The following is a 15,811-nucleotide window of genomic DNA, read 5'->3' as shown; positions in this document are numbered from 1 at the left end:
CCACATCCCCTATGCCCGACGACCACCGGCGCGACCTTTCTGGCCGTACCATCCTCCTGCTGCCCCGTTACGGCGATCTCGGCCCCAGCAGCCGGTTGCGGATGGGGCAGTTCGTGCCGCGGCTCCGGGCGGCGGGCGCGACAGTCCGGGTGCTCCCCTTCTTCGATGACGCTTACCTGCGCACCCTGTTCGGCGAGGAAGCCAAACCGAAACTGGCCTCGCTCCGCGCCTATTGGCGCCGCGCGGCCGGGCTGCTGCGCGAGAAGGCGGATCTGGTCTGGGTCGAGCGCGAGCTATTTCCGTTCCTGCCCGGCGCGTTCGAGCGGGCGCTGAGCGCGCGTTCGATCCCGTACGTGGTCGATTGGGACGACGCCGTCTTCCACCGCTACGACCGGCATCCTTGCGGCCTGGTCAGGCGGTCGCTCGGACGCAAGTTCGATCCGCTGCTGCGCGGAGCGGCGGCGACGACGCCCGGCAGCGCGTATCTCGCCCGGTACATGGCCGCGCACGGCGCGCGGCGCGTCGTGACCGTGCCGACCGTGCTCGATCCCGGCCGCTACCATCCGGGCCCGCGCGAACGGGGGGAGCGGCTGCGATTGGGTTGGATCGGGACGCCGGCGAACGCTCGCTACCTGTCGATCGTCGCCGAAGCGCTCCGGCTGATCGGCGGCAACGTGCCCGTCACGCTCGTCACGATTGGCGCGCCTGCGCTAGGCGAACTTCCCGTGCCGCAGGAGGCGCATGATTGGACCGAGGCCGGCGAGGCGGACCTCCTCGCGACGATCGATGTCGGCGTGATGCCGCTGGCCGACCGTTCGTACGAGCGGGGCAAGTGCGGCTACAAGCTGATCCAATATATGGCGAGCGGCCGCGCGGTGATCGCGTCGCCCGTGGGCGTCAACGCGGACATCGTCGATCCAGAGGTCGGCCTGCTCGCGGACACGCCCGCCCAATGGGCGGACGCGATCCGCACGCTCGCCGCCGACCCGGAGCGCGCGCAGGCGATGGGCCAGGCCGGACGCCGCCGGGTCGAGGAGCAATACTCTATCGACGTCGCCGGCCATGCGCTGATCGACCTGTTCGCGTCGATCATGCGGGCCGATCGGTGACGACGGTCGCGCTGATCACGAGCGGGGCGAACTCGGTCGCGAACTTCCGCGGGCTGTTGATCGAGGAGCTGATCCGTCGCGGCTGCCGCGTCCTGGCGCTAGCCCCCGACTGGGACGAGGGATCGCGCGGGCGCACGTCCGCGCTCGGGGCCCAGCCGGTCGCCATCTCGCTCAGCCGCGCGGGCCTGAGCCCGCGCCGCGACTCGGTCGACCTCGTCCGCCTGACGGTCCTGCTGCGAAGGCTACGGCCGGACGCGACGCTGACCTACTTCGCCAAGCCCAACGTTTACGGCAACATCGCCGCGCGCGCCGCGCGGGTTCCGCGCCGCGTCGCCATGGTCGAGGGGCTCGGCTTCGCGTTCGACGCCAGCGCGGGCTCCGGTCCGAAGCGTCGCCTCCTGTCCGCGCTCGCGCGCGGCCTGTTCCGCGCGGCCTTCGCGGGCACCGACCGCGTGGTGTTCCTGAACCGCGACGATGAGGGCTTCTTCCACGAGCACCGCATGGTGTGCCCCGACAAAGCGGTACAGATCGGCGGGATCGGCGTCGATCTGGACGCCTTCGCCGCCACGCCGCCGGTCACCTCGCCGGTGACGTTCCTGCTCATGGCCCGGCTGCTGCGCGGCAAGGGCATCCTGGAATACGCCGCGGCCGCCGAGATAGTTAGGAAGTCGCACCCGACCGCGCGTTTCGTGCTGCTCGGCGCTTTCGATGCTAACCCCGAGTCGTTGTCCGCCGCCGATATCCTGCCCTGGGTCGAGCGTGGCGTGATCGAGTGGCCCGGCCATGTCGACGACGTGCGCGCGCAGCTTGCGGCGAGCAGCGTCTTCGTGCTTCCGGCCTGGGCGCGCGAGGGCCTGCCGCGAAGCAGCCAGGAGGCGTCGGCGATGGGCAGGCCGGTCATCACCACCGACGTGGTCGGCTGCCGCGACACCGTGGAGCACGGCGTGAACGGGCTGATCGTGCGCCCCCGCGACGTGGCGGACTTGGCGCGCGCGATGACGCGCCTGATCGAGAACCCCGCCGAAATGATCCGCATGGGTGAAGCGGGCCGGCGCTTCGCCGAATCACATTACGATGGACGGGCGAAGAGCCGAACTCTCGCGGACCTGCTCCTAGCTCGCTAGTCTGAGTTCCAAACGCAGTAGGGCGCGCGGCTGGTCGGGCCAGATGCCGCGCGTGTCGAGCACCTGCTTGTCCGCGCGCTCCTCCAGCGGGATCGAGCGGAACATGTCGTGGTCGACCAGCACGATCATGACCCCGCACGTCTCGATCGCGGTGTCGACATCGACCAGCGTCGCGCCGGAGCCGGCGAAGGCGGCCGGCAGGCGGTCGGCATAGGGCTCGACCACGCGCACCCGCTCGCCGAAACGGTGGGCCAGCGCGGCCGCGACGCGCAGCGCCGGGCTTTCGCGAAAATCGTCGATGTTCGCCTTGAAGGCGAGGCCGAGGCACGCGACCGGCTCGCCCGGCCGCGCCTCGATCAGCGCGGCGGCCTGCGCCACGACATGATCGGTCTTGGCGTCGTTCACGAGCCGCGCGGTGCGGATCAGCGGCGTGTTGGCCGGGTCGGCATGGACCAGGAACCAGGGATCGACCGCGATGCAGTGCCCGCCCACGCCTGGACCGGGCTGGAGGATGTCGACGCGCGGATGGCGGTTGGCGAGGCGGATCACCTCCCACACATCGACACCCATCGTGTCGGCGACGAGGCTCAGCTCGTTGGCGAAGGCGATGTTGACGTCGCGGAACGCGTTCTCCGTCAGCTTGGTCATCTCGGCCGCGCGCGCGCTTGTCGTGACGCAGGCGCCGCGCACGAAACGGCGGTAGAAGCCGAGCGCCTTGCGCGCGCAGCGCGGGGTGACGCCGCCGATCACGCGATCGTTCGCGATCAGTTCGTGGAGGATGCGCCCGGGCAGCACGCGCTCCGGGCAATAGGCGATGGCCACGTCGGCCTGTTCGCCGGTTCGGCCGGGCACGCGCAGGTCGGGGCGGAGCTTGGCAAGGAGGTCGCGGACCTGCTCGGTCGTCCCGACCGGCGAGGTCGATTCGAGGATCACCGTATCGCCGACCTTGAGCACGGTCGCGACCGAACGCGCAGCCTGGAGCACGTAGGACACGTCCGGTGTGTGGTCGTCCGCGAACGGGGTCGGCACCGCGATCACGAACACGTCGGCGGGCGCGATCTCGGTGGAGGCGCGGAGCGACCCGCGCGCGACGACGCCCGATACGAGCCCGTCGAGATCGACCTCCTCGATATGCACGCGGCCCGAATTGACCGTGTCGACGACGGCTTGCGTCACGTCGACGCCCAGCACGCGCGCGCCCGTCCTGGCGATCACCGCCGCGGTGGGTAGCCCGATATAGCCCAGGCCGAGCACGACGACGTTCAGCTCACCATCAACGACCATGCGCCACTACCTTTGCGATCCTGCCCGCCGCATGGCCGTCGCCGAAGGGATTGTGGGCGCGGGCCATGGCTTGGTACGCCGCGTTGTCGTCCAGAAGCGTGAAGACTTCGGAAACGATGCGTTCCTCGTCCGTGCCCACCAGGCGCGCGGTGCCGGCGGCGACGCCCTCGGGACGCTCGGTGGTCTCGCGCATGACGAGCACCGGCTTGCCGAGCGCGGGCGCCTCCTCCTGCACCCCGCCGGAATCGGACAAAGCGAGGTGGCACATCCCCAGCGCGCAGACGAAGTGTGGATAGTCGAGCGGGTCGATCCGGGCGATGTTCGCCCGGTCGCCCAGCACCGCGTCCATGACGGATACGACGTTGGGATTGGGGTGGACGGGAAACAGCACCGCAATATCCGGCCGATCGGCGATGCGACCGACCGCGCGGGCGATCGCCTCCATCCCGCCGCCGAAATTCTCGCGCCGGTGGGTGGTGACCAGCACGATCCGCTTGCCCGCGAACCGCAGGGCGATCCCGTCCAGCCCGGCCGCGAGGCTCGGGTCGGCGGCGATCCGGCTTTCCGTCCAGTGGAGCGCGTCGATCACCGTGTTGCCCGTCACATGGACCGTTGCGGGGTCGATATTTTCGCGGCGGAGCGCGTCGGCCGCGGTTTCGGTGGGCGCGAAATGCTGGTCGGCGATCGTGGCGACGATGCGGCGGTTCACCTCCTCGGGCCAGGGATGGTGGATGTCGCCCGAACGCAGCCCCGCCTCGACATGCGACACGGGCGTGCGCCGGTAGTAGGCGGCGAGCGCGCCCGCCATTGCGGTCGCGGTATCGCCCTGGACGATCACGCGGTCCGGCTGTTCGGCGTCCATTACCTCGCCCAAGCCGGTCAGCAGCCGTGCGGTGAGCCGGTCGAGCGTCTGGCCGGGCTCCATCAGATCGAGGTCGCGGTCGGGTTTCAGGTCGGCGATGGCGAGCACCTGGTCGAGCAGCCCGCGATGCTGTGCGGTGACGCAGGTGCGGACCGTCAATCCCGGCTGCGCCGCGAGCGCGCGGACTACGGGAAACAGCTTGATCGCCTCTGGGCGGGTGCCGAAGACGACGAGGATGGTGGCCATGCGTGGCCCCCTACGCCGCCCGGCTTAAGGACCCGTCACCGCGCGCCTATCACCGTGCCGTTGTCCGCCGCGATGCGGGATGATAGACGCCGCGCGGTCGTTCGATTGGTTCTTTCCGAAGGTGTGTCGATGTCGCTTCTCACCCGCAATCTCGATCCCGCGGCGCTCGCCCGCCAGCTCGACGAGGAGGGGTTCGTGTGTCTCGAGAATGCGATCGATCCGGCTTGGGTGCGACGCGCGCAGGATCACGTCCACGAGCTGGTCGAGAAGAAGGGCAAGCGTTACTTCTCGTTGAACTGGCCGGCCCGCGAGCAGGGCACGCCCGCGCAGGCGCTGACCGACGATCCGCAAATGCGCAATTTGATGGAGGAGCTGGTCCGGATCGGTTGCCCGACAGCGCAAATCGACGACGAGATCTATACCGGCCTGCGCGTGGTGGCGGGATCGACCGGCGACGAGAAGTCGCTGATCTACCACTACGACAAATACGTCATCACCGCGCTGGCGCCGATCCTCATCCCGCCCGGCCCCAAGCGCAAGGCGGGCGAGCTGCTCGTCTTCCCCAACCGCCGCGGCTATCGCAAATGGACGTGGCTGAACGTCGCCGAAAAGGCGGTGGTGCAGAGCGACTGGTATCGCCGCTGGTTCACCCGCAAGCTCCCCGAGGGCGAGCTGCCGGGGATGAAATATCTCAAGCCGGGCAACCTCTATCTGTTCTGGGGCTATCGCACCTACCATTCCAATTTCCCGGTGGCCGCGGACACGGTGCGCGCGACGCTGCTGCTGCATCACGGCGACCCGCATCCGACCAGCCTGGTCTTGAAGGCGGTGAAGGCGATGCAGGTCAGGAACGAGCGCAAGATCCTGGAGCATGGGCACGCCTGATGACGCCGGGCTGGTGGCGCGCGCTGCCCGACGGCAAGCCGGTGTCGGCGCTGGGCTTCGGCTGCTCGTCGCTATGGGCCAAGCCGGGGTTCGACGAGGGCCGCGCGCAAGGAGTGCTGGCGGCGGCGGGCGAGGGTGGGATCAATCATTTCGATACCGCCCCCAGCTATGGCGGCGGCACGGGCGAGCGGCGACTCGGTGAGTATCTGCGCGGCCGCGACGCGAGCCGGTTCGTCGTCTCGACCAAGGTCGGGAGCAACCTGATCGACGGCGCGGTGGTGCGCGGGTTCGATCCGGTGCTGGCGGAACGCAGCTTCACCGGCAGCCTGGAGCGGCTCGGGTTGGAGCGGGTCGACATCCTGTATCTCCATGGGCCCGCGCGGTCCGATCTGACGGACGCGCTGTTCGGATGGCTGGATCGGCTGAAGGCGCAGGGGCGGATCGGCCTGTCCGGGATGGAGAGCGGCGACCCGGCGCTGTTCGACGGGTTCGAACGATCGCCGCTGGACGTGGCGATGCTCCACTATAATGTCGGTGATCCGTCGACAGGCGCGCGGATCGCGGCGTTGGCAGCGGCGGGCAAGACGGTGATGTCGGGGACGGTGCTGGCGCAAGGCAAGTTCGCGCTGCGCACCTTCCTGCCGCGCGACCGCCGCTCGCTTTGGTATCTGCTGCGCCAGGCCAAGAACGATCCGTGGTTCTGGTGGCGCGGACCCAGGCTGGCGCGCGCTCTGGCGGCGACCGGGCGGACCCCGCACGATGCCGCGATCGGCTTCGTCGTCGGCCATCCGGCGATCACCAGCGGCTTGTTCGGCAGCACCGATCCGGGCCATGTCCTGGCCAACGCGGCCGCCGGCCATCACCCCCTCGACGCGCGCGCCCGCAGCGCGCTGGGCGGGGCGTGACGCCCGATGGTTACATCCAGTCCGAGTTTGTGCCGGTCAGGAGAGACTCGTGACGATCGTGACCTGCAAAGTGGATTTGGCGTTAGTGGCCGCCCGAGCTGTCCTCGATCGCGGCCGCGCGTCCCACCATGGGCCTGATCGCCTTGTGGGCCGCAATCGGCCGACCACGATCCTTGAACCGCAAAAACGGCGTTTCGACGTATCGGTAGCAGAGCGCCGCGACGACCAGCGTCACGAACGGCGTCATCATGCCCGCATGTGGGATCTGGCGCGAGGCCGCGATCGACAGGATCGGGTAATGCCATAAGTAGATGCCGTACGAGATGCGCCCGAGGTAAACGGCCGGTGCAAGCGAGAATACCCGGCGGAAAAAATCACCATGCTGGATCGCGATGATCAGCCAGCAGGTGATCAGTCCTACAAGGGGCAGGCCGACCGCTTGGCCCCATCTGGTCGCCGCAGGCATGAACAGCAGGTTGAGCGCCAGCAAGATCACCGGGACCGCCAGCCAGCGACCGCCAAGCCGCTTCGCTCGCTCCGACAACATCGGCTCCGCCAGCGCCGCCGCGCAACCTATCAGGAGGACTTCCGAATGGGTGTCGAATCCGTGGTAAACGCGGTAGATCGAAGCCCCCCGCCGAGCAGCACCGCGCGCCAACCGCAGACGAGAGCCACCATGGCCAGGGTACCGGCCAGCCGCCATCTGGGTCGAAGGGCCATTAAAACGAAAGGCCACAAAAAGTAGAATTGCTCCTCCATCGATAACGACCAAGTATGGCCGAGATGTAGGTCCGATCCCCAACCGAACGCCCGGTTGAGGTTCATCAGATAGAACAACGCCATCGCGCCCGAGAACAGCTGTTCGCCGAGCCGGCCTCCGAACGTGAGCGCCCAAAATAGAACGGCCAGCAGCACGGCCGCGAGCGCGGGCAGGAGCCGCAAGGCGCGCCGATAGTAGAAACGGCGGAGATCGATCCGCCCGGTCCGCGTTTCCTCCTCCACGAGTATGCGCGTGATCAGATAGCCGCTCAGCGCGAAGAAGACCTCGACTCCCGTTCCGCCGCCGGCGATCGGCACGCCGACATGCACGGCGACCACGCCACTGACCGCGACCGCGCGAATTCCGTCCAGCGATGCTTCGTACCTCATTCGCCTCCTATGCGATCCGGCGCGCCCGACGAGCGTCTCCCAACGCCGGTGTCCCCCGCCTCGCTTCTAGGAAATCTCTCGGGGAGGCAAGCTGGGCCTCGCCTACCTGCGGCGTGGTCGCTAACGGTGGAGTCCTATCACCGGTCACAGCTGACCGACGATGACAGGGACGGGCGACATGATGATTAAGCCGATCCGCAAGGCCGTCTTCCCCGTCGCGGGACTCGGTACGCGTTTCCTGCCCGCCACCAAGGCGATGCCCAAGGAGATGCTGACCGTCGTCGACAAGCCGCTGATCCAGTATGCCGTCGAGGAGGCGCTGGAGGCGGGGATCGAGCAGATCATCTTCGTGACCGGACGCGGCAAGGGCGCGCTCGAGGATCATTTCGACATCTCCTACGAGCTCGAGGCGACGATGCGCGCGCGCGGCAAGTCGATGGTCGCGATCGAGGGCATCCGCCAGCGTCCGGGGTCGCCCGTCTATGTGCGCCAGCAGGAGCCGCTGGGGCTGGGCCATGCGGTCTGGTGCGCGCGCGACATCGTCGGCGACGAGCCGTTCGCGGTGCTGCTCCCCGACGAGTTGATGGTCGGCTCGCCCAACTTCATAGCGCGGATGGTCGAGGCGTATGCGACGGTCGGCGGCAACATCGTCGGCGCGCTGGAGGTGCCACCCGAAGAGACCGATAAATACGGCGTGATCTCGCCGGGCCGCACCGACGGACGCCTGACCGAGGTCACCGCGCTCGTCGAGAAACCCGCGCCCGGCACCTCGCCGTCGAACCTGATGATCCCGGGCCGCTACATCCTGCAGCCCGAGGTGATGGCCGTGCTCGACAACCCGGTGAAGGGCGCGGGCGGGGAGATCCAGCTGACCGACGCGATGGCGCAGCTGATCGGGCGGCAGCCGTTCCACGGCTACACCTTCGACGGGCAGCGCTACGACTGCGGCGACAAGGCGGGGTACATCCAGGCAAACCTGGCGCTGGCGCTGGCGCGCGAGGATATCGGCCCGTCGGTGCGCGCCTTCGCCCGCGAGCTGCTAGGCTAGCGGCGATCCGCAGGCCGGGCAGCCCGGGTCCTTCGGCAGCGCCAGCGTGCGAAAGCGGAGCGCGAGCAGGTCGACGAGCACCAGCTTGCCCGCCGGATCATCCCCGAACGGCGCGACCGCTCGGATCGCCTCCAGCGCCGCGAGGCTGCCGAGCACGCCCGCCGCCGGGCCGAGCACCCCGTCCTCCGCGCACGACCCGCCCGGCCGCGCGGGTGCCCCGCCCACGAAGCAGCGGTAGCACGGCCGGCCGGCCTCCCACCCTCGGTAGACCGCGAGCTGCCCCTCGAACTGCGCCACCGCCGCCGAGACCAGCGGTATCCGCATCGCCAGCGCGGCGTCCGCGACGGCCAGGCGCGTGCCGAAATCGTCCGACCCGTCGATCACCGCACCCACCCCAGCGAGCAGCGCGGCGGCGTTCCCCGCATCGATCCGCACCGCCCGGCATTCGACCCCGACATGCGGGTTGAGCCGCGCCACCGCCGCGCGCGCCGCCTCGACCTTGAGCGCGCCCGCATCGTTCGTCCCGTAGATCGTCTGACGGTGCAGGTTCGACGCGTCGACCCGGTCGTCGTCGATGAGGATCAATCGCCCGACCCCCGCGCCCGCAAGGTACTGGATCGCCGGCGACCCGATCCCGCCCGCGCCCACCACCGCGACCGTCGCCGCGCTCAGCCGGGCCTGCGCCCCGCCCCCGAACTCGCGCAGGACGATGTGGCGGGCGTAGCGGGCGAGCTCGTCGTCGGTGAAGCTCACCCCGTCCAACGATAGGTGACGACGTGCCGATACCAGCCGGATGGGATCGCCCGTCCCGCGGCGGCGCGGCGGGCGAGCGTGGAAACGTATCCGGCGGTGAACTGCTCGACGGTGGGGCAGCCGACCGCGCCCGGCACGACGCGCCGCACCGCGCCGGCCGCGTCGAAGAACACCGCGACGGGCGCGACGACGCGCGACTCGCCGGCGATCCGTGCGGCCGCGCAGCGTCCCGCCGCGACCTCGCGCCGCACATAACCCGAGGGGTCGGACGCCCCGCGCGGCAGCGCGACCGGCAGTTCGGGCAGGATGCTCCACTCGGGCGGCGGCGGCGGGGCGGGGGCCGGCGGGGCGACTGCCTGGAGCAGGAGTGCCGCCGCGATCACCGGCCGGTCGACCCGAAGCCGCGCGACCCCCGCGCCGTCTCGTCCAGCGCCGCGACCTCATCGACCGACGCGCGCGTCACCGCGGCGGGGACGAGCTGCGCGATCCGGTCGCCGCGCCGGACGGGGAACGGCTCCGTGCCCAGATTGGCCAGGATCACCTTCACCTCCCCCCGATAGTCGCTGTCGATCGTGCCCGGACTGTTGAGGCACGTGATCCCGTACTTGAGCGCCAGCCCCGAACGCGGCCGGACCTGTACCTCGTACCCATCCGGCACCGCGATGGCGAAACCCGTCGCGACCGCTGCGCGACCGCCGGGCTCGAGCAGCAGGTCCTCGGCCGCGACCACGTCCATGCCCGCGGCTCCGGCGGTGGCGTAGGCCGGGAGCGGCAGGCCCTGTCCGTGCGGCAGGCGGAGGAACGCGATCCGGATCACCACCCGCTTATAGCCGTTCGCCGCGATCGTTGCGACTCCGACCCGTTCAGGCGGTCAGCGCCGCCGCGATCCGGTCGGCGAGGCGCGCCGCGACGGCCTCCTTGGGGCTTCGCGGCCAGTCCTCGACGCCGTCGGCGGTGACGAGGTGGACCGCGTTCGCGTCGCCGCCCATCACATCGCCCGACACGTCGTTGGCGACGATCCAGTCCGCGCCCTTGCGTACGCGCTTGGCGACCGCATGCTCGACGACCCGCTCGGTCTCCGCCGCGAAGCCGATCAGGAGCATCGGCCGCAGGGCGGAGCGGGCGAGCGCGGCGAGGATGTCCGGATTTTCCACGAGCGACAGCGCCGGGGGCGCGTCGCCTTTCTTGGTCTTGTGCGCGGCCGCCTCGACGCGCCAGTCGGCTACCGCCGCGACCATCACCGCCACGTCGGCGGGGAGCGCGGCCTCGACCGCCGCCGCCATCTCGCGTGCGGTCTCGACATCGACGCGCTCGACCCCGGCGGGGGTGGGAAGCGCGACCGGCCCCGCCACCAACGTCACCCGCGCGCCCAGCGCCGCCAGCGCCCCAGCGACCGCGAAGCCCTGCCGCCCCGACGACCGGTTGGCGAGATAGCGGACGGGGTCGATCGGTTCGTGGGTGGGTCCGGCGGTGACGAGGGCGTGGCGGTCGGCGAGGGGGAGGTCCGGCCCCTCCACCTCCGTTCGCCCTGAGCTTGTCGAAGGGTCGTCTTGTTTTTCACCGGCGGAGGAGAAGGACGACCCTTCGACAAGCTCAGGGCGAACGGGAGTTGGGTGGGCCAAGTGGGCGCGAGCGACGGCAGCCGAAGCGGTCAGCATCGCCTCGATCGCGTCCAGGATCGCGGGCGGCTCGGGCAGGCGACCCGGCCCCCATTCCCCGCACGCCATCGCGCCTTCGTCGGGCTCCATCACGCGCACCCCGTCGGCGCGCAGCCGCGCGACGTTGCGCGCGGTGGCCGGATGCAGCCACATGCGCCAATTCATCGCCGGCGCGGCGAGCACGGGCTTGTCCGTCGCCAGCAGCACGGTCGTCGCCAGATCGCCCGCTTGACCCCCCGCCATGCGCGCGAGCAGGTCGGCGGTGGCGGGCGCGACCACCACCAGATCGGCCTCGCGGCTGAGCTGGATGTGCCCCATCTCGTGCTCGTCCTTCAGGTCCCATAGCGAGCTATAGACCCGGTCCTCGCTCAGCGCCGCTAGCGTCATGGGCGTGACGAAGTGCGACGCGCCCTCCGTCAGGACGCACCGCACCGCATGGCCACGCTTGCGGAGCAGCCGCACGAGCTCGCACGATTTGTACGCCGCGATGCCCCCGCCGACGATGAGGAGGATGCGCTTCACTGCACCAGCCGAGTGACGGTAATCCGCCTGCGCCGCCCGCTCGCCGCCGCACCGGACAGATCGCGCAGGCCGTCGGGCACGAACGCCAGCCCGACCAACAGCGGCCCCGCGACGAGCAGCCCCCAGTAGAAGGTATCCACCCGCCCCGCGACGCCGAGCAGCACCGCGTAGGCCGCGAAGGTGGCCAGCGCCCGCGCCGCCAGCGGCTCCGCCCACGCCGCCCAGCCGAACAGCGCGAGGCCGACCATCGGCGCGGCCAGCCACAGCGGCGGCAGGCTGAGCGCCGTCGACAGCGTCATCGTCCGCACGAAAAAGCCGAAGCCAAGCATCCCCGCCCAGCCCGCTGAGGCGGGGTCTAGCGGGCGCACCACCTGCGCCACAGCGTAGGCGTGCGCCGCCACGACCACCGCGAGCACCGCGGCCGCGAGCGCCCAGCCCGTCGCCTCGCGCCGTTCGCCCTCAGCCCAAGCCGCCGCCGCCATCACGCCGACATAAAGCGCCGCCGTCTCGCGCACCAGGGTGGCCGCCAGCCCGAACGCCACCGCCTCCACCCACCGGCCCGGGCGCCGCAGCGCCAGCGACAGCGCGATCAGCAGACCGGCCCAGACCTCGTGAAACCACATCAGCTCGGCCTGAACGAAGACGAGCATGCCGCCGCTCAGCAGCAGCAGCGCCACGACGCGCGGCGGCGCGCGCCCGAACGCGGGGACGAGCCGCATCCACCAGGCGATCGCCGTGCCCGCCGCGAGCGCGTATAGCAGCACCTTCGATCCCAGATCGGGTAGCCGTGCCTGTACCGCCGCTAACGTCGGCAGGCGAAAGGTCACGAACGGCCGGAGCGGATAGTCACCGGTCCGGAGCGCCTGCGCGGTGACGGCGTAGTAATCGCCGCCATGCCTGACCTGCTCGACGATCGTCTGATATAGCACGACGTCCGCCTGATCCTCCGCGCGGTTCGCCGAATCGCCGCTGACGGGCGGCGGGGAGGGAGAGCGGAGCGCGAGCAGGCAAGCGGCCAGCAGCAGCACGAGCAGCGCCAGCGTGGCTCGCGCCCGGCCCGGGGGAAGCGCGGCGAAACGGGTCGGCCGCGCCGTCCAGATCGGCATGCGCGTAGGCGTCATGCCGCCAGCAGCACGGTCGCCCCGACGCCCAGCGCGGCGGCGGCGACCGCGACGGCGGCGTAGCGCCAACCGATGCGCGCGCCGACGATCTCGACCTGCGCGAGCGGGAGCGGCGGAGGTGCGCCGCCGGGCGGAGGCAGGAAGCGCGTCTCGAACCGGCGAACGAGTTCGGGGAGCTTGGCGAGGGTGCGGAGGTCGGCGGTCAGACGGTTGGCGATCACCGCTTCGGGGCCGAGCTCGCCGCGGACCCAGTCCTCGATATAGGGCTGCGCCACTTCCCACATATTGATGTCGGGATCGAGCGAGGTCGCCACGCCCTCGACCACCACCATCGTCTTCTGGAGCAGCAACAGATGCGGCTGCGTCGCCATGTCGAAATCGCGGGTGATCGAGAACAGCGTGTCGAGCATCGCGCCCATCGACATATCCTTGACGGGCAGCCCGCGCATCGGCTCGCCGACCGCGCGCAGCGCGGTGGCGAACTCGGCGAGGTTGTGGTGCGGGGGGACGTAGCCCGCCTCGAAATGGATTTCCGCCACACGTCGGTAGTTGCCGGTAATCAGGCCGTAGAGGATCTCGGCGAGCCAGACGCGCGCGCGGCGGTCGATGCGGCCCATGATGCCGAAATCGATTGCTGCGATCCGGTCGCCCGGGATGGCGAACAGGTTGCCCTGATGCATGTCGGCGTGGAAATGCCCTTCCGCGATCGCCTGGCGCAGGAACGCGCGCACCAGCAGCCGCGCGAGCTTGGGCGGGTCGTACCCCGCCGCCAGCAATGCGAGTCGGTCCGACAGCTTGATCCCGTCGATCCATTCCAGCGTCAACACGCGCGTGGTCGAACGCGCCCAGTCGATCTTCGGGATCACAAAATCGGGCTCGGCGGTCATCTGCTCCGCCAGTTCGGAGGCCGACGCGGCCTCGCGGCGGAAGTTGAGTTCGCGCAGCGTCCAGCGCTTGAAGGTCGCGACCGTCAGGCGGGGGCGGAGCCGCGCGGCCTTGCCGCCCGCCGCCTCGACGCGGGCGGCCGCCCATTCATACGTCTCGATCGCTTCCTTGAAATCGTGCTCGACGCCGGGGCGGAGCACCTTGACCGCAACCTGCGCGCCCTCCGTCGTGACGGCGCGGTGGACCTGCGCGATCGACGCGGCGCCGATCGGCTCCTCCTCGACGCGCTGGAACAGATCGGAAAGCGGGCGGCGCAGGCTCGCCTCCATCACCTCGCGGATGACGGGAAACGAAACGGGTGGCAGTCGGTCCTGAAGACGGCGAAGGTCGTGCGCCGCTTCTTCGCCGACCAGGTCGGGGCGGGTGGCGAGCGTCTGGCCGAGCTTGATCGCGGCGGGCCCGATCATCTGGAACGCCTCGGCGTAGCGCGGCCGTTCGGGCAGCCGCGCGCCGATCCGGGCGACGCGGGCGAGGCGGCGGATGCCCGGCGGCGCGTTCGGCTCGCGCTCGATCCCGAGCAACGCGCCATGCCGCGCCAGGATGCGGCCCCAGCGTAGGAGCCGGAGCGAGTGGGTCACGGCGCTGGTCAAACGGTCAGATCCGCCACCCGCTATGGATCGCGACCAGGCCGCCCATGATCGGCTCGACCTTGGTGCGGACGAAGCTCGCTTCGGCGATCATCCGCTCGAAAGCCCGCATGTCCGGGAAGCGGCGGATCGACTCGATCAGATAGCGATAGCTGTCGGCGTCGTTGGCGAGAAGCTTGCCGAGCCGGGGTATGACCCGGTGCGAGTAGGCGTCGTACAGGTCTGAGAAGCCGGGCCATTCGACGGTCGAGAATTCGAGGCAGAAGAAACGGCCGCCACGCACAAGCACGCGGTGCGCCTCGCGGAGGGCGGCGGGGATGTCGGTCACGTTCCGGATACCGAGCGCGATCGTGTAGGCGTCGAACGAGCGGTCGGGGAAGTCTAGCGTCTCGGCGTTCGCCTCCGTCCAGGTCAGCCCCTCGATGCCGCGCTTGGCCGCGCGTTCGATCCCGACATCGAGCATCGCGGGATTGATGTCGGCCACCGTCACGTCCGCGCCCGACTTGGCCAGGCGGAACGCGACGTCGCCGGTGCCGCCGGCCATGTCGAGGATGCGGTCGGTCGCGCGCGGCTGCACCCGGCGCACGAGCCGATCCTTCCACAACCGGTGCATGCCGCCCGACATCGCGTCGTTCATCAGGTCGTAGCTGGAGGCGACGGAGGTGAATACGCCGCCGACCCGCGCCGTCTTCTCATCCGGCGTGACCTGTTCAAAGCCGAAGGAGACGGTGTCGCTCATGACGGTGCGCCCTAGCCGGGCCTTGTTGGCGGGGCAAACGGGACTTAGCTCGCGGGCGTGCCCGAACTACCCGAAGTCGAAACCACCGTGCGCGGGCTCGCGCCGGTTCTGGAGGGCAAGCGCGTCGCGCGCGTCGTGACCCGGCGCGCGGACCTGCGCTTCCCGTTTCCGGTCGATCTCGGCCAGCGGCTGGTCGGCGCGCGGGTGACCGAGCTCGGGCGACGCGCGAAATACGGGCTGATCGGGACCGACCGGGGCGACACGCTGATCTTCCATCTGGGCATGTCGGGGCGCTGGCGCGTCGATCCGGGCGAGCTGGGCGCGCACGACCATCTGGTGATCGAGACGGCGGGCGGGCGTACGCTCGCGCTCAACGATCCGCGTCGGTTCGGCTTCGTCCGTCTGCACCCGACCGCCGATCTGCACGACTATCCGCCCTTCACCGTGATGGGTCCCGAGCCGCTGGGGGACGGGCTGACGACCGGCCACCTGCTCCGGCGTTTCGAGGGCCGCGCCGCGCCGGTCAAGGCGCTGCTACTGGACCAGCGAATCGTGGCGGGCCTCGGCAACATCTATGTCTGCGAGGCCCTGCACATGGCGCGGATCGCGCCGAACCGTGCAGGCGGCCGGATCGCGCTGTTCCGGCTTGAGCGGCTGGTCGAGGCGATCCGCACCGTATTGCAGGCCGCGATCGCGGCGGGCGGTTCGTCGATCCGCGACTATGCGCGGCCGGACGGCGAGCTCGGCTATTTTTCGAAGCAGTGGCGGGTCTATGGCCGCGAAGGCGAGCCGTGCGGGTGCGGCGCGACCGTCAGGCGCCGCGCCGAGGGCGGACGATCGACCTTCTGGTGCCCGACCTGCCAGCGAGGTTGAC

At 70.3% G+C, this 15,811-nt stretch carries 17 protein-coding genes; 6 read left to right on the top strand and 11 right to left on the bottom strand.

The features are described from left to right. Positions 1 to 11: 11 nt before the first annotated feature. Positions 12 to 1,109: a glycosyltransferase family 4 protein gene (locus ACFE7F_RS03630; protein WP_375402478.1), complete on the top strand. Its 1,098-nt coding sequence runs from the start codon at positions 12 to 14 to the stop codon at positions 1,107 to 1,109. Continuing rightward, a complete protein-coding gene (locus ACFE7F_RS03625) occupies positions 1,106 to 2,233 on the top strand; it encodes a glycosyltransferase family 4 protein (RefSeq protein WP_375402477.1) in 1,128 nt (375 codons plus the stop codon). Before ACFE7F_RS03630 ends, ACFE7F_RS03625 begins: the two co-directional genes overlap by 4 nt. Here ACFE7F_RS03625 and wecC read toward each other — a convergent pair. Further along, positions 2,222 to 3,517, bottom strand: coding sequence for a UDP-N-acetyl-D-mannosamine dehydrogenase (gene wecC, locus ACFE7F_RS03620; RefSeq protein ID WP_375402476.1), 1,296 nt, complete (start codon positions 3,515 to 3,517; stop codon positions 2,222 to 2,224). The genes ACFE7F_RS03625 and wecC overlap by 12 nt on opposite strands. Then, a complete protein-coding gene (wecB, locus tag ACFE7F_RS03615; protein ID WP_375402475.1) occupies positions 3,507 to 4,625 on the bottom strand; it encodes a non-hydrolyzing UDP-N-acetylglucosamine 2-epimerase in 1,119 nt (372 codons plus the stop codon). Before wecB ends, wecC begins: the two co-directional genes overlap by 11 nt. 129 nt (positions 4,626 to 4,754) lie before the next feature. Here wecB and ACFE7F_RS03610 point away from each other — a divergent pair, with 129 nt between their 5' ends. Then, positions 4,755 to 5,510, top strand: a complete 756-nt coding sequence (locus ACFE7F_RS03610) for a hypothetical protein (RefSeq protein WP_375402474.1) — start codon at positions 4,755 to 4,757, stop codon at positions 5,508 to 5,510. Continuing rightward, entirely contained in the window at positions 5,510 to 6,415 is a 906-nt protein-coding gene (locus ACFE7F_RS03605; protein WP_375402473.1) for an aldo/keto reductase, read from the top strand. Before ACFE7F_RS03610 ends, ACFE7F_RS03605 begins: the two co-directional genes overlap by 1 nt. A gap of 82 nt (positions 6,416 to 6,497) precedes the next feature. On the opposite strand, the gene ACFE7F_RS03600 is transcribed toward ACFE7F_RS03605, so the two are convergent. Both ACFE7F_RS03600 and ACFE7F_RS03595 read right to left on the bottom strand, forming a co-directional pair. Continuing rightward, a complete protein-coding gene (locus ACFE7F_RS03600; RefSeq protein ID WP_375402472.1) occupies positions 6,498 to 6,959 on the bottom strand; it encodes an acyltransferase family protein in 462 nt (153 codons plus the stop codon). A gap of 32 nt (positions 6,960 to 6,991) precedes the next feature. After that, positions 6,992 to 7,564, bottom strand: coding sequence for an acyltransferase family protein (locus ACFE7F_RS03595; protein WP_375402471.1), 573 nt, complete (start codon positions 7,562 to 7,564; stop codon positions 6,992 to 6,994). A gap of 178 nt (positions 7,565 to 7,742) precedes the next feature. Here ACFE7F_RS03595 and galU point away from each other — a divergent pair, with 178 nt between their 5' ends. Then, entirely contained in the window at positions 7,743 to 8,612 is an 870-nt protein-coding gene (galU, locus tag ACFE7F_RS03590; RefSeq protein WP_375402470.1) for a UTP--glucose-1-phosphate uridylyltransferase GalU, read from the top strand. On the opposite strand, the gene ACFE7F_RS03585 is transcribed toward galU, so the two are convergent. The 7 genes from ACFE7F_RS03585 to ACFE7F_RS03555 are packed head-to-tail and all read right to left on the bottom strand — an operon-like array spanning position 8,604 to position 14,937. Then, entirely contained in the window at positions 8,604 to 9,365 is a 762-nt protein-coding gene (locus ACFE7F_RS03585; protein WP_375402469.1) for a ThiF family adenylyltransferase, read from the bottom strand. The two genes, galU and ACFE7F_RS03585, sit on opposite strands and share 9 nt — an antisense overlap. Further along, a complete protein-coding gene (locus ACFE7F_RS03580; protein ID WP_375402468.1) occupies positions 9,362 to 9,748 on the bottom strand; it encodes a hypothetical protein in 387 nt (128 codons plus the stop codon). The genes ACFE7F_RS03585 and ACFE7F_RS03580 overlap by 4 nt, the downstream gene beginning before the upstream one ends. Then, positions 9,745 to 10,182 carry a dUTP diphosphatase gene (dut, locus tag ACFE7F_RS03575; RefSeq protein WP_375402467.1) on the bottom strand — a complete coding sequence of 146 codons (438 nt, stop codon included), beginning with the start codon at positions 10,180 to 10,182 and terminating at the stop codon, positions 9,745 to 9,747. The genes ACFE7F_RS03580 and dut overlap by 4 nt, the downstream gene beginning before the upstream one ends. Before the next feature lie 46 nt (positions 10,183 to 10,228). Next, positions 10,229 to 11,545: a bifunctional phosphopantothenoylcysteine decarboxylase/phosphopantothenate synthase gene (locus ACFE7F_RS03570; RefSeq protein ID WP_375402466.1), complete on the bottom strand. Its 1,317-nt coding sequence runs from the start codon at positions 11,543 to 11,545 to the stop codon at positions 10,229 to 10,231. Further along, a complete protein-coding gene (locus ACFE7F_RS03565; protein WP_375402465.1) occupies positions 11,542 to 12,666 on the bottom strand; it encodes a hypothetical protein in 1,125 nt (374 codons plus the stop codon). The genes ACFE7F_RS03570 and ACFE7F_RS03565 overlap by 4 nt, the downstream gene beginning before the upstream one ends. Next, positions 12,663 to 14,201: a 2-polyprenylphenol 6-hydroxylase gene (ubiB, locus tag ACFE7F_RS03560; RefSeq protein ID WP_375402464.1), complete on the bottom strand. Its 1,539-nt coding sequence runs from the start codon at positions 14,199 to 14,201 to the stop codon at positions 12,663 to 12,665. Before ubiB ends, ACFE7F_RS03565 begins: the two co-directional genes overlap by 4 nt. Positions 14,202 to 14,205: 4 nt before the next feature. Further along, complete coding sequence (locus ACFE7F_RS03555) at positions 14,206 to 14,937, bottom strand: class I SAM-dependent methyltransferase (protein ID WP_375402463.1); 732 nt, start codon at positions 14,935 to 14,937, stop codon at positions 14,206 to 14,208. 57 nt (positions 14,938 to 14,994) lie between these two features. Between ACFE7F_RS03555 and mutM the strand changes: the two genes are divergently transcribed. Continuing rightward, positions 14,995 to 15,810, top strand: coding sequence for a bifunctional DNA-formamidopyrimidine glycosylase/DNA-(apurinic or apyrimidinic site) lyase (mutM, locus tag ACFE7F_RS03550; RefSeq protein WP_375402462.1), 816 nt, complete (start codon positions 14,995 to 14,997; stop codon positions 15,808 to 15,810). The last annotated feature ends 1 nt before the right edge of the window (position 15,811 follow it).

Origin of the sequence: uncultured Sphingomonas sp. (assembly GCF_964235535.1) — a bacterium.
In the GTDB taxonomy this organism is placed as follows: Bacteria; Pseudomonadota; Alphaproteobacteria; order Sphingomonadales; family Sphingomonadaceae; genus Sphingomonas.
This window is presented reverse-complemented; position numbering and strand designations above follow the sequence as displayed.